Annotated in this window: 15 protein-coding genes; 8 read left to right on the top strand and 7 right to left on the bottom strand. The window is 57.3% G+C overall.

Annotated elements, in window-relative coordinates; translation table 11 throughout:
• Positions 1–99: 99 nt before the first annotated feature.
• The 5 genes from QQL78_RS05550 to QQL78_RS05530 all read left to right on the top strand — a co-directional run bounded on the left by QQL78_RS05550 (position 100) and on the right by QQL78_RS05530 (position 3411).
• Complete coding sequence (locus QQL78_RS05550) at positions 100–1476, top strand: MATE family efflux transporter (RefSeq protein WP_284371422.1); 1377 nt, start codon at positions 100–102, stop codon at positions 1474–1476.
• Between the two features lie 154 nt (positions 1477–1630).
• Complete coding sequence (gene rpsF, locus QQL78_RS05545; RefSeq protein ID WP_025044448.1) at positions 1631–1993, top strand: 30S ribosomal protein S6; 363 nt, start codon at positions 1631–1633, stop codon at positions 1991–1993.
• A 29-nt stretch (positions 1994–2022) separates the two neighbouring features.
• On the top strand, positions 2023–2250 hold the full coding sequence (rpsR, locus tag QQL78_RS05540) for a 30S ribosomal protein S18 (protein ID WP_005852865.1): 228 nt from the start codon (positions 2023–2025) through the stop codon (positions 2248–2250).
• 11 nt (positions 2251–2261) lie between these two features.
• Positions 2262–2900 (top strand): 50S ribosomal protein L9, encoded by a 639-nt coding sequence (gene rplI / locus QQL78_RS05535; protein ID WP_284371351.1) that lies wholly within the window; start codon positions 2262–2264, stop codon positions 2898–2900.
• A 130-nt stretch (positions 2901–3030) separates the two neighbouring features.
• Positions 3031–3411: a hypothetical protein gene (locus tag QQL78_RS05530; RefSeq protein WP_284371349.1), complete on the top strand. Its 381-nt coding sequence runs from the start codon at positions 3031–3033 to the stop codon at positions 3409–3411.
• A 48-nt stretch (positions 3412–3459) separates the two neighbouring features.
• On the opposite strand, the gene QQL78_RS05525 is transcribed toward QQL78_RS05530, so the two are convergent.
• From QQL78_RS05525 to QQL78_RS05515, 3 genes are all read right to left on the bottom strand, one after another.
• Positions 3460–3777, bottom strand: coding sequence for a hypothetical protein (locus QQL78_RS05525; RefSeq protein WP_284371347.1), 318 nt, complete (start codon positions 3775–3777; stop codon positions 3460–3462).
• Positions 3778–4000: 223 nt separating this feature from the next.
• The gene (tig, locus tag QQL78_RS05520; RefSeq protein ID WP_284371346.1) at positions 4001–5335 is read right to left on the bottom strand and encodes a trigger factor; all 1335 of its coding nucleotides are present in this window, start codon (positions 5333–5335) and stop codon (positions 4001–4003) included.
• 109 nt (positions 5336–5444) lie between these two features.
• On the bottom strand, positions 5445–5741 hold the full coding sequence (locus tag QQL78_RS05515) for a DUF2312 domain-containing protein (protein ID WP_276149820.1): 297 nt from the start codon (positions 5739–5741) through the stop codon (positions 5445–5447).
• 116 nt (positions 5742–5857) lie between these two features.
• Here QQL78_RS05515 and QQL78_RS05510 point away from each other — a divergent pair, with 116 nt between their 5' ends.
• From QQL78_RS05510 to QQL78_RS05500, 3 genes are all read left to right on the top strand, one after another.
• Positions 5858–6097 carry a hypothetical protein gene (locus QQL78_RS05510; RefSeq protein ID WP_284371344.1) on the top strand — a complete coding sequence of 80 codons (240 nt, stop codon included), beginning with the start codon at positions 5858–5860 and terminating at the stop codon, positions 6095–6097.
• An 81-nt stretch (positions 6098–6178) separates the two neighbouring features.
• Entirely contained in the window at positions 6179–7057 is an 879-nt protein-coding gene (locus tag QQL78_RS05505) for an MBL fold metallo-hydrolase (RefSeq protein ID WP_284371343.1), read from the top strand.
• 58 nt (positions 7058–7115) lie between these two features.
• Complete coding sequence (locus QQL78_RS05500; RefSeq protein WP_284375460.1) at positions 7116–7538, top strand: protein tyrosine phosphatase family protein; 423 nt, start codon at positions 7116–7118, stop codon at positions 7536–7538.
• 4 nt (positions 7539–7542) lie between these two features.
• Here QQL78_RS05500 and QQL78_RS05495 read toward each other — a convergent pair whose 3' ends face one another.
• From QQL78_RS05495 to QQL78_RS05480, 4 genes are all read right to left on the bottom strand, one after another.
• Positions 7543–8700, bottom strand: a complete 1158-nt coding sequence (locus QQL78_RS05495) for a FliM/FliN family flagellar motor switch protein (protein ID WP_284371341.1) — start codon at positions 8698–8700, stop codon at positions 7543–7545.
• Positions 8701–8841: 141 nt separating this feature from the next.
• Positions 8842–11547 (bottom strand): sensor histidine kinase, encoded by a 2706-nt coding sequence (locus QQL78_RS05490; RefSeq protein WP_284371338.1) that lies wholly within the window; start codon positions 11545–11547, stop codon positions 8842–8844.
• A complete protein-coding gene (locus QQL78_RS05485) occupies positions 11544–11810 on the bottom strand; it encodes a hypothetical protein (protein ID WP_284371336.1) in 267 nt (88 codons plus the stop codon). Before QQL78_RS05485 ends, QQL78_RS05490 begins: the two co-directional genes overlap by 4 nt.
• A gap of 15 nt (positions 11811–11825) precedes the next feature.
• Positions 11826–12191, bottom strand: a complete 366-nt coding sequence (locus QQL78_RS05480) for a response regulator transcription factor (RefSeq protein WP_284371335.1) — start codon at positions 12189–12191, stop codon at positions 11826–11828.
• Positions 12192–12274 lie beyond the last annotated feature (83 nt).

Here is a 12274-nt window from a genome sequence, read left to right as displayed (position 1 = left end):
GAAGTGTCGATTAGAATAATCTGACCTTTTTCTTCTGTTCCCGCCGGTCGGCAATGCGAGCTCCTCCTGATATGCGGAATATCTGAAAAGAGGTTCACGATGTCGCAAACCAATAGTTTCACCCATGGGCCACTGGGCCCTATCTTTTTGAAAACCGCACTGCCGATCATCTTTGTGATGGGCATGAACGGATTGCTCGCAGTGGTCGATGCGATCTTTCTGGGGCGCTATGTCGGGGCGGGTGCCCTGAGCGCGGTCACCCTGATCTTCCCCTTTTATATGTTGATCGTCGCCCTGGCCACTATGGTATCAGGCGGCATGTCCAGCATCCTTGCACGGCAATTGGGCGCGGCAGATATGGAAGGTGCCCGCGCTACCTTTGCCGGGGCACATGGCTTTGCCCTCTTCGTGAGCGCGGCCCTGATCCTTGGCTACCTGCTGTTTGGGCGCATGCTCAGCCTTGGGCTTGCTTCCGGCTCAGAACCGCTGGCGGATATGGCACAGACCTATCTGGCCATTACTGCCTTTGTCTCTCCTCTTGCCTTTCTGCTGTCCGTCCATTCGGATGCACTGCGCAATGAAGGGCGTGTCGGGTTCATGGCCGCGATGAGCCTGCTTGTCTCAATCTCCAACATCGGGTTCAACTATGTGCTGATCGCCCTGATGGGCCTTGGCGTCGCGGGATCGGCCTATGGCACCGCTCTGGCGCAACTGCTGGCTTTTGCGATCATCATTGCTTACCGCATGACAGGCCGCGCCGATTTGCACCCGCGGGTGTTGTTGCACAGCCCCCTCACCCGCGGGTGGTCACGTATCCTTGCGCTTGGGGCACCACAAAGCCTAAATTTCATCGGCATCGCCCTTGGATCTGCTGCAGTCATCACCGCGCTTCAAATGTTCAACGTGGCGAACTATGAAGTCACCGTATCCGCCTTCGGGATCGTTACGCGGGTGATGACGTTTCTGTTCCTGCCCTTGCTGGGCCTGACCTTTGCCCTGCAATCAATCGTTGGTAACAACTACGGCGCACAGGAATGGCGTCGGTCGGACCAAAGCCTGCGACTGGGGATCTGGATCGCCTTCATCTACTGCACGATCTTCCAAATCGTGCTGATGATGTTCCCCAAAGCCATCGCAAAGGTCTTTGTCGATGATCCGGCAGTGATCGCGGCCTTTGCGCATATCATGTCGCTGACTGTCGCCATGTTGTGGCTGGCCGGCCCGTTGATCATCATCGCCAGCTATTTCCAAGCCATCGGCAATGCGACGCGCGCGGCAATACTCGGCCTGACAAAACCCTATGCATTTGCCCTGCCGCTTACCTTTGCCCTGCCTGCGCTCTTGGGGGAACCGGGCATCTGGCTGGCAGGTCCGCTAGCCGAAATCCTGATGGCTGTGCTGACTGTCGCCGTGCTGCACCAAACCGCAAGGGCGCTGAACCTGCGGTGCGGGCTTTTCGCAGCTGCAACAAGATAACAAACTGGCGGGCAGTGCCCCTTGCCCTGCCCGCCATACCGTGTATATGGGCAGTTCCTTTGCAAGACGATTGAACCGCGCAGTCTCTCGTGGTGGGGCCGCAAAGGATACTGCCCTGCCTATGAAATGCGCCTTGATATAAATAGGAGTGCACATGCCACTATATGAGCATGTTATGATTGCGCGTCAGGACCTGTCCAACACGCAAGCCGAAGGCCTTATCGAACACTTTGGTGCCGTCCTTGCCGACAATGGCGGGAAACTCGTGGATAGCGAGTATTGGGGCGTCAAAACGATGGCCTATAAGATCAACAAAAACCGCAAGGGCCACTACGCCTTCCTGCGTTCGGATGCACCTGCACCGGCCGTTCAGGAAATGGAGCGTCTGATGCGCCTGCATGACGACGTAATGCGCGTTTTGACCATCAAAATGGACGAGCACAAAGAGCTGCCATCCGTTCAGATGCAAAAGCGTGACGAGCGTCCCGAGCGCGGCGAACGCCGCGAGCGCCGTTGATCATCAGCTTGAAGAAAAGGACTTAAACCATGGCTGCAAAACCATTTTTCCGCCGTCGCAAAGTCTGCCCTTTCTCGGGCGACAATGCACCTGCGATCGATTACAAAGACACACGTCTGCTGCAACGCTACATCTCTGAGCGCGGCAAAATCGTTCCTTCCCGTATCACAGCCGTATCGGCGAAAAAGCAGCGTGAACTGGCCCGTGCCATCAAACGCGCCCGCTTCCTCGCCCTGCTGCCATACGCCGTTAAGTAAGGAGAACCATCATGCAAGTTATCCTTCTCCAACGTGTGGCCAAACTGGGCCAGATGGGCGATGTCGTTGACGTAAAGCCGGGCTTTGCGCGCAACTTCCTGTTGCCACAGGGCAAGGCGCTCTCCGCGTCCAAAGCCAATATCGAAGCTTTCGAGGGCCGCAAGGCACAACTCGAAGCGCAGAACCTTGAGACCAAAGCAGAAGCAGAAGCAATGTCTGCCAAGCTGGACGGTCAGCAGTTCATCGTGATTCGCTCCGCGTCTGACGCCGGTGCGCTTTACGGTTCCGTCACCACCCGTGACGCGGCTGATGCGGCAACCGCCGAAGGCTTTACCGTGGACCGCAAACAGGTTGTCCTGTCCGCGCCCATCAAAGAGCTGGGCCTGCACGACGTTTCTGTTGTTCTGCACCCAGAAGTCGAAGCCACCATTCAGCTAAACGTTGCACGCTCCGTTGAAGAGGCCGAACTTCAGGCATCCGGCAAGTCCATTCAGGAACTGGCCGCTGAAGAAGAAGCCGCAGCCGACTTTGAAATTGCTGAACTGTTTGACGATATCGGTGCCGCGGCATCCGAAGACGATGATCTGGTATCCACTCCAGAAGAGTCTGCCGCTGAAGCTGGCGATCAGGACGACACAGCAAACGCCTAAGCCTTTTGCATTAGGTTAGAAGCTTGAAACGCCGCGCAGCTCTCTGCGCGGCGTTTTGCGTCATGGCCGTCGAGATATCCGTGAAGTAAAATGGTTCATATCGACCGTATTTCGCCACAGGACGCGTCTCATGCTATTTAATGTCACCATTTTCGCCGCCATCTCAGCGCTTTGTACAACCGCTGCGCTGCATTCTTGGGCAGGCGAGGCATATCTTATACGGCCCCTGCTCAAATATCGCGGGAACCGGGTGCTGGAAAATCATCTTGCCCGTTCTGTGCTGAGGTTTGCCTGGCATATCACCTCATTTTTCTGGCTGATCCTTGCCGGATTTCTCTATGCCACTGCCTTTCATCCGCAGGCACTGGTGCCCATCCTGCTTGTCACGATCGGATCATCATTCCTGGCTGTTGGGGTGTTTTCATTGGCGTTTAGCAAGGGCCGCCACATAGGTTGGCCCCTACTGGTCCTGACAGGCGCATTAACGCTAATGGCGTTCCGCCTAGCCTGACTGATCTGCCTTGGTCAATCAGGTCATCCGTTGAACCTGTTAACGGCGTCAGCCACCAAACAATCTTTTCAAAAATGAACGCTGCTTTTTCGCGCCTGACTGTGCTGCATCTGCGCCATCAGCTGCGCAAAGCGGGGGGAACTGATCCGATTTACTGACGGGGGGCTGCGGCGCGGGGCTGGTTTGCTCTTGCACCCGCTGCTGATCTGCGGAACGAGGTGTCGGCCCCTGTCCGCCAGAAGAGCGTTTCAGTTCTTCCAGATCGGTTCCCTCCTCAGCCAGAAGCTGAGCAATTGATTTCATCGTTAATGATGTTTTCTCATAGCCATTTTCGCCTTCAATAGGCTTAATACGTCCATATTCCATATATCTACCCTCCAGAAATAGATGTCCAAGGTCACGCAGCCTGTGACCTCTTCCAAGCAAGGAAATAGCGGCAGATTATGGTTACTTAGAGGAAGGTATTAGGCGATTAATGGGCATATGGTTGCATCAAAAAATGACAATACACTTATAGCGAGAACATCAAAGCCATAAAAAAGGCCGCGTCTTTCAACACGGCCCTTTCAATAACGGTAAAATGCAGGTCTTATTCGGCCTCTTCAAGCGCCTCAACAGCTTTCTGCAGATCTTCTTTCGAAACGGTTTTCTCGGTCACTTTCGCACCTTCTGCGATGTGATCCACAACCTTGTCTTCGAACAAAGGTGCACGCAGCTGCTGCTGCATCTGCTGGTTTTGCTGAACGAATTCAAAGAACTGGCGCTCCTGACCCGGGTACTGACGCGCCTGGTTCATGATTGCTTGTGTCATTTCGGCGTCGGTCACTTCAACTTCGGCTTTCTGACCCAGTTCAGCCAGCAACAGGCCCAGACGCACGCGGCGTGTGGCCAGTGTCTTATGCTCGTCGGTGGTTTCGATTTCTGGGTGGTCGTGGCCCTGAACCTCTGGGTTGTCTTCATGCCACAGCTGATGCGCAATCTGGCCAGCTTCGGCGTCAACCAAGGAAGGTGGCAGTTCGAAATCAACCATCTTGTCCAGCGCGTCCAGCAGGCCACGCTTCATGACGGCACGTGATGCGCCGGCATATTCCGCCTCCAGACGCTCAGCGATCTGGGTTTTCAGCGCGGCCAGATCTTCGGCACCGAACTTCGTCGCCATTTCGTCGTTGATCTCTGCGGCAACAGGCTCTTTCACTTCTTTGATGGTGCATTCAAAGGTCGCTTCTTTACCCTTCAGATGCTCGGCCTGATAGTCATCCGGGAACTTAACAGTCACCAGCTTTTCTTCTTCGGCCTTCACACCAACCAGCTGGTCCTCGAAACCGGGGATGAAGTTGCCCGAGCCCAGCACCAGTGGGAAATCTTCGGCGGCACCACCTTCAAAGGCTTCACCATCAACCTTGCCCAGGAAATCCATGACAACCTGATCACCGTCTTTGGCTTTAGAACCTTTCTTGCGGGCTTTGAAGTCCTGCGCGGTCTCGGCCAGATTGGCCAGTGCTTCATCAATGGCCGCATCGTCTGCTTTGACAACCAGCTTTTCCAGCTTGATCTTGGACAGGTCCAGCTCGGGAATCTCTGGCAGCGCCTCATAGGACATTTCGACGTTGACGTCGTCGCCCTCTTTCCAGTCTTCGTTGGTCATTTTGACCTCAGGCTGCATCGCAGGGCGGTCGCCGGATTTTTCAAAATGCTCGGACATGGCACCGTCAATGCTTTCCTGCATTGCTTCGCCCATAACACGCTGGCCAAACTGCTTTTTCAGCAGCGCCATCGGCACCTTGCCTTTGCGGAAACCCTTCATCTCGACTTCGGGCTGTGCCTCGGCCAGCTTTTCGTTGACCTTGGCTTCCAGTTCTGCGGCGGTAACCACGATGGAATATCCGCGTTTCAGACCTTCGTTCAGCGTCTCATTGACCTGCATGTGTGCTCCATAGAAATATGCCGCGCGGGGCCCGCGCGGGGTAAAATTTGCATCCTTCTATTGGGGTGTGTGCCAAGGTGCAAGGCCCGTTTGGCACCACCCCCAAAGGCTACATGCCCAGTGCTTCCTTATACATTTCCATCACCGCCTCTTCTTCGGCGATATCATCCTTGTCGCGCTTACGCAGCGCAATCACCTTGCGCAGCACCTTGACGTCGTAGCCGCGTGATTTTGCTTCGGCCATGACCTCTTTTTGCTGCTCTGCAAGATCCTTCTTTTCGGCATCCAGCCGTTCGATCCGCTCGACAAACTGGCGCAGCTCATTGGCGGTGACACGATAGGTCGCGTCGCCCTGCGCTTCGACGACATCGGATTGCGGGGCGGGATTGGTGGAAAAATCGCTCATCTGTATAGGGTCCTGCGGTTGGGGAAGGTCAGTATTTCCCTGACTGACTACCGCCCCGCCCAGCGACCTGCAAGCCGCCCTTGCCCTGCCAAATCATTTGTCGTAGCCAAGCGCCCATGGAACCCAAAACAACATCCGTTTTTGACATCATCATCTGGTCCGGTGCCGGATTGTCCCTGCTGGGCCTGCTGGGGCTGGTCTGGTGCATCGTACGGGTTGGCCGCGCAAAACGCGCAAAACTGGATGATGAAGCGATGCGCAAGGCGATCCAGTCGGCGATGCCACTGAACCTGGGTGCGCTGTGTTTGTCGGTCATCGGTTTGATGATGGTGATCATCGGAATTTTTCTGGCCTAAGGGCCGCAGGAAGCAAAGCCGCCGCTTGGCGGGTTGCACAAAAACCGCTAGCCTGAGCGCAACCCAACAAGAGGTGCGCCCATGTCACTGTCCCTTCCCGCCCCGATTGTCACCGCGTTCTTTGACGATGCGACCAATACCGTCAGCTATGTGGTGCAGGACCCGCAGGGCTCTGCCTGTGCAATCATCGATTCCGTGCTGGATTTCGATCACGCCGCGGGGCGTACCGATACCCGATCCGCCGATAGAGTCGTCGCCTTCATTCAAGATAAGGCGCTGAATTTGCAGTGGATATTGGAAAGCCATGTGCATGCCGACCACCTGTCTGCCGCCCCCTATCTGCAAGAGAAACTTGGCGGTAAAATCGGCATCGGCAATCAAATCCGCGTGGTGCAGGATACCTTTGGCAAGGTCTTTAACGAAGGCACGGAATTTCAGCGCGACGGCAGCCAATTTGACGCGCTGTTCGCAGATGGTGACAGTTTCCACATCGGTCAGATGCGCGCGGATGTGATGCACACGCCGGGGCATACGCCGGCTTGCCTGACCTATGTGATCGGCGATGCGGCCTTTGTTGGCGATACATTGTTCATGCCGGATTTCGGTACTGCGCGTTGTGATTTCCCGGGGGGTTCGGCGCATGACCTCTATCAGTCGATCCAGCGGATCCTGTCCCTGCCAGATGAAACGCGCATCTTTGTCGGCCATGATTACAAGGCACCGGGCCGCGAAGATTTTGCCTGGGAAACCACTGTTGCCGCGCAAAAGGCGGCCAATGTGCATGTCGGCGGTGGCAAGGACGAAGACAGCTTTGTCGATCTGCGCGAAACCCGCGATGCGCAACTGGCGATGCCCAAACTGATCGTGCCCTCCCTGCAGGTCAACATGCGTGCGGGCCATATGCCCCCCGCCGAAGAGGATGGCACGGTGATGTTGAAGCTGCCCATTAACAAGCTTTGAGATACTCATGGCAAAGACGGCTATGGACAGGCCGGATGGGCTTTCGTACATCTGCGCCATGGATATCCGACAGTTAACCCCCCGCTATTTCGTGAGCCCCCAGATCGCTGCCGAAGACATGGCCGATCTGGCAGCCGCTGGCATCACCCGTATTCTTTGCAACCGCCCTGACAGCGAAGTGCCGCCCAGCCACTCCGCCGAGGCCATCCGCACAGCGGCAGAAGCTGCGGGCCTAACCTTCGGCGAACAGCCGCTGACCCATCAGACGATGACCCCCGATGTAATTGCACAGAACCGTGCCCTTGGCGTGGAAACCGGTGACGTTGTTCTGGCATATTGCGCATCGGGCACCCGTTCGACCATCGCGTGGGCGCTGGGACAGGCTGGCGACATGGAACCAGATGCGATTGTTCAGGCGGCGCAGGACGGCGGGTACGACCTGTCCAATTTGCGTCAGGCACTGACCCAGCCCTTTGTCTGACAGTTCACCCGACGTTTAACTCTGGCAGCTCTGGCAGATCCGGCGCCTCATCAAAATCGGGCAGATCAGACATATCCGGCAAATCGGGAAGGTCCGGCAAACTGTCTGCCGGGGCTGTCGCGCCCTCGCCCTCACCGCCGGTGAGGTCTGGCAGATCAGGTAATTCCGGCAGGTCCGGCATCCCGTGCGGTTCATCGGCTTCGGCTGCGGGGCCGGAAATATCCGGCAAATTCATATGATCACGGTCGCTTGCCCGACGTTGCAGATTTTGTGTGACATCACTGGTCGCGGCGACCTGCACCGCGCGCACCCCGTCCAGCTGACCAAGAGTGCCGCGCCCAATCGCGCGCCCCGCCAGCGTCTGAACCCGCACTTTGGAGAAATCCGCCGCCCCAAGGTCAAGGACATCCCCCACTGCAAGTTTGCCCAGATCCCGCAGCGGCATGCGCATTTTCGCGAGGGAAATCCGTAAATCGACCGTCAGCTTCATCACTGTCTCTGACAGGGTCACCCGCTGAGGCGGATCAAGATCCGGTTTGTCCTCTGCCGGTGAATCCCCCGGTTTTGCAGCGCTTTCAACCTCCTGCCCCAGCGGCATGCACATCATAATGCGGCCCTGCCGGATGCCGCCGGAAATATCGACGTCAATATGGATCAGCTGGTAATCCGGCGCATCCAGCGACATAGCCAAGACCCGCGCGTCTTCGACCCAGGCCCCGAAACGAAACCCGGAAATCAGTTTCTGATCATCCGGGTCTTCGGGAACAGGTGCGGCACGTTGCAGAAGCGCATCCAGAAACGGCGCGGCAATCGCGGCATCGGTCGGCGTCATAGGACGGTCCGCGCTGTCATTCACCGCCAGAACCTTGCCCATGGTTTGTTGCTGAATCAGCGCCCCGACCAACGCAGGATCCATCATCACAGCCGCGCGGCGGCCACCAGGGCCGTCAAATAACATCAACAGATCAGTTTCGGACAAATGTTGATCGATCTTTTCGCCCGGACACGTTTGGTTGCGCAGGCTTAGCGCGGCCATCGACATTTCAAATTTGTCTTCAGCCACTTTGGCCAGCGTCAGCCGCAGTGCCTTGGCAAGCGACATCGCCCGCGCCTGATGCTCGGCACGGCCCGCTTGCGCCTTGCGATGCAAGGTCGTGTCCATGGGTGCATCGCCCTTCTGAGCGGTGCCTGCCGACCCTGCCATGTCCTGTTCTGATCCCATTAACTTTACCCGCGGTTGCGGTCCTAAGTCAGAGATATAGCGGATTAAGTATTACCAGAGCCTTTAGGCAGGACGGAGAAGTCAGGACGCAGCCGCCGTTTCCACCACCAATGCGCTATGGGGCAGTGATACCTGAAACGCCGCCCCCGCCTTACCTTCGAGATAGCGGATCTCTCCCCCCAGTCGTTCCATGATTTCTTGGCAAATCGCCAGCCCCAGCCCGGCACCATCCCCTTGTGATCCGCCGACACGGTAGAACTTCTCAAAAATCACCACCCGCTCATCCACCGCGATGCCTGTGCCATTGTCGATAAAGTCAATGGTAAGCCCTGTCGGCGTCAGACAAGGGGTGATCGTCAGCTTGGGGGTTTCTGCCTGACAATATTTCTGCGCGTTGCTGATCAGATTGATGAAAACCTGCACCAAACGATCCAGATCAGTGTTCAGCACCACATTTTTCGCCTGCGGGGTGATCTGCACCTGCAAGCCGCCTTCGCCACCAGAGACCACTGTGGTCACTGCCCGCTCCAGAACCAGATGCAGCGGCTCTTGCGCCAGATGCAGGGACACCTGACCATTCTCCAGCACAGACAGGTCCAGCAGATCGTCCAGCAGCCGGGTCAGGCGGATGGTTTCCGCGTGGATGATTGACGCATAGCGTGTTTTATCCGCCTCGCTCAGGCTGCCAGTGTCGCGCAGGATCTCCGAAAACGACCGGATCGAGGTCATCGGCGTGCGCAGCTCATGGCTGATTTGGCTAAGGAACCCGTCTTTTTGCAGTGACAGCTGCGTCAGCTTTTCATTGGCTGCCTGCAACTTGGCCGCTGTTTCTGACAATTGGCGTGATTTTTGTTCCAGCTGGCTGGAGTATTCCAGCATCTGTGCGGATTCATCCGCCACCGCCAGCAGGTCCTGCACTGAAATCGCGCTGCCGCCGACAATCTGGCTGACCATCGCGTGGGCCGTCGCCGCCCCGACCGAGGCCGCCAATTCACGTTCCAACGCTTCGATAAAGGCCGGTGTCGGTTCCGGCAGATGCCCGGACAGCCCCTGTGCCTCTGTTTGTTTCTGAAAGAAAATCTGCGCCTCGGATGCGCCCATGATGCGCTGGCTCATGATCATCAGATCTTCGCTGCCAGCCACTGAAGCGGTCCAGACCCGCGAAGGGCCCGCATGGTCCGACACGTTGACAAATTGCGCGCCCTGCAACCGTTCAATCGGTTCGGGGAAGGAAAAGATCGACACAAGGGTGAAGGCAAGCGTGTTAAGCGACAAGCTCCAGACAACCGCATGTACAGTCGGATCCAGCCCCTCAATCCCGAAAAGCGCCTGCGGGCGCAGCCAGCTTAGCCCCATAAGCCCGTGTTCAAACGTGTCTTTTGACAGGGCAACATCCATCCCGAAGCTGGGCAATAACATGGTGAATATCCACAGGGCAAAGCCGGTGCCCAACCCGCAAAGCGCCCCGGCCCGCGTGGCACCGCGCCAGAAAATCCCCCCCAGAAGCGCAGGCAAAAACTGCGCCACACCGCCAAAGCTGATCGTCCCTATCGCCGCCAAAGCCCCGCTGCCGCCGGATGCACGGTAGTAGAGAAACCCTAGCGCGATGGTTAACAGGATACAAAACCGCCGCGACAGGATGATCACGCCGCGCACATCCCCCGATTGCGTCGCCCCGCCCTGACGCAGCGCCAGCCAGACCGGCATCACAATGTGGTTGCTGACCATCGTGCTCAGCGCCAGCGTGGCGACAATGACCATCGATGTGGCCGAGGAAAACCCCCCCAGAAACGACAGCGTCGCCAGACCGTTCTGGTTCTGGCTAAGTGGCAGACTCAGCACAAAGAGATCAGGGTTTGATCCAGCCGGCAACAGATCAAGCCCAACAACCGCAATGGGCACCACAAACAGGCTCATCAACATCAGATAGGCAGGAAAGGCCCAAGAGGCGATTTGCAAATGACGTTCGTCGTCATTCTCGACCACCATCACCTGAAACATCCTTGGCAGGCAAAGGAACGCGGCAGCGGACAACAGGGTCAGCGCGGTCCAGCGGCTGCCCTGCACCTCCCATTCGCCAATGTCGGAAGCATCGATACGGGCCAGTGTTTCGGTCAATCCACCGGCCAACCCCCAGACTACAAAGATGCCGACCGCCAGCAGGGCCACCAGCTTGACCACCGCCTCGACTGCAACGGCGATGACGATGCCGTGGTGGCGTTCGTTGACGTTCAGGTTTCGCGTGCCGAACAACACCGTAAACAGGGCCAATCCGGTCGCCACCCAGAAGGCCGCAGGCGTGGCGTTGAACCCCTGTCCACCTGCCCCTTCAGCCGTTGCAAAGATCGAAAGTGACAAGACAACCGATTGTAATTGCAACGCAATATAAGGGGTAACCCCGATAACCGCCATCAAGGTCACAACAATCGCCAGCGCGTTCGATTTGCCATAGCGCGATGAAATCAGGTCGGCAATCGATGTCACCCTTTGACTGCGCCCGATGCTGACCAAGCGACGCAGAATCCACCACCAGCCGATCATCACCAATGAAGGGCCAAGATAGATGGTGACATATTCCAATCCCGAGCGCGCGGCATAGCCAACCGCGCCGTAGAACGTCCAGGCGGTGCAATAGATCGACAGGGATAAGGTATAGATCAAGGGCGAGCGCAGAATCGCGGCAAAGCGTCCCTGCGCCGAAGCCCGTTCTGCCAGAAAAGCGACCGCGAAGAGGAACACCACATAGGCCAGACAGACAAAGATAAGTTGGTTAATGCCAACATTCATTCAGGCGCATCCTGTGGTGGTGTGACCTGTGGCCGCGTCTTGCGCCACAGGAGCGCGCGCATCACTACCAGCAAAAGCCAGACGCCAAAAAGGTAGCGCAAGGCGGTGCTCATGGCGATGCCGCCACCTTCCGCATCAGGCAGGGGCCACATCAGGGGCACCATCCACAGCGCAACACCCAGCAGGGGCAACAGGCGCACTGCGTCCATCAACCGGCGCATCCGGTAGGTTTGACGTTCCAGAAAAACGGGACCGTTCGCCATCGCTGTGCCCCTTGCTTAGCTAGTCAACTCGCGCACCGCGTCCAGCATGTCGGAATTCGAGAACGGCTTGGTCATAAACCGGCTGACACCTGCCTTTTCCGCCATTTCGCGGTCTCGGGCCTGTCCTCGCGCGGTCAGCATCAGGATCGGCAGCGCCTGCATCGCCGGGTCGGCCCGCAGATCGTGCAGGATTTCAAACCCCGATTTGCCCGGCAGCATCACATCCAGCATCACCAGATCCGGTGATGCCTTGCGGATCACCTCGACAGCGGTCGCCCCATTGGCGAGCGTTTCGACCCGCCACCCTTCGTTGGACAGTAAAAACCGGATCGCCTCTGCGATGTTCAATTCGTCCTCGACCAGCACAACATGTTTGCTCATGCGCGACGCGCCCTCCCCCTAGTCCCGCATGCCGCCCGTCTGTTGCGAAAGGTCATACAGTGGCGCACAGAATGCACGGGACT

The sequence above is a fragment of the Sulfitobacter pacificus genome (assembly GCF_030159975.1).
GTDB lineage: Bacteria > Pseudomonadota > Alphaproteobacteria > Rhodobacterales > Rhodobacteraceae > Sulfitobacter > Sulfitobacter pacificus.
This window is presented reverse-complemented; position numbering and strand designations above follow the sequence as displayed.

Coding starts and splice junctions, on each gene's coding strand:
- QQL78_RS05550 (WP_284371422.1), top strand. CDS start 100: ATGTCGCAAACCAATAGTTTCACCCATGGGCCACTGGGCCCTATCTTT.
- rpsF (WP_025044448.1), top strand. CDS start 1,631: ATGCCACTATATGAGCATGTTATGATTGCGCGTCAGGACCTGTCCAAC.
- rpsR (WP_005852865.1), top strand. CDS start 2,023: ATGGCTGCAAAACCATTTTTCCGCCGTCGCAAAGTCTGCCCTTTCTCG.
- rplI (WP_284371351.1), top strand. CDS start 2,262: ATGCAAGTTATCCTTCTCCAACGTGTGGCCAAACTGGGCCAGATGGGC.
- QQL78_RS05530 (WP_284371349.1), top strand. CDS start 3,031: ATGCTATTTAATGTCACCATTTTCGCCGCCATCTCAGCGCTTTGTACA.
- QQL78_RS05525 (WP_284371347.1), bottom strand. CDS start 3,777: ATGGAATATGGACGTATTAAGCCTATTGAAGGCGAAAATGGCTATGAG.
- tig (WP_284371346.1), bottom strand. CDS start 5,335: ATGCAGGTCAATGAGACGCTGAACGAAGGTCTGAAACGCGGATATTCC.
- QQL78_RS05515 (WP_276149820.1), bottom strand. CDS start 5,741: ATGAGCGATTTTTCCACCAATCCCGCCCCGCAATCCGATGTCGTCGAA.
- QQL78_RS05510 (WP_284371344.1), top strand. CDS start 5,858: ATGGAACCCAAAACAACATCCGTTTTTGACATCATCATCTGGTCCGGT.
- QQL78_RS05505 (WP_284371343.1), top strand. CDS start 6,179: ATGTCACTGTCCCTTCCCGCCCCGATTGTCACCGCGTTCTTTGACGAT.
- QQL78_RS05500 (WP_284375460.1), top strand. CDS start 7,116: ATGGATATCCGACAGTTAACCCCCCGCTATTTCGTGAGCCCCCAGATC.
- QQL78_RS05495 (WP_284371341.1), bottom strand. CDS start 8,700: ATGGACACGACCTTGCATCGCAAGGCGCAAGCGGGCCGTGCCGAGCAT.
- QQL78_RS05490 (WP_284371338.1), bottom strand. CDS start 11,547: ATGAATGTTGGCATTAACCAACTTATCTTTGTCTGTCTGGCCTATGTG.
- QQL78_RS05485 (WP_284371336.1), bottom strand. CDS start 11,810: ATGGCGAACGGTCCCGTTTTTCTGGAACGTCAAACCTACCGGATGCGC.
- QQL78_RS05480 (WP_284371335.1), bottom strand. CDS start 12,191: ATGAGCAAACATGTTGTGCTGGTCGAGGACGAATTGAACATCGCAGAG.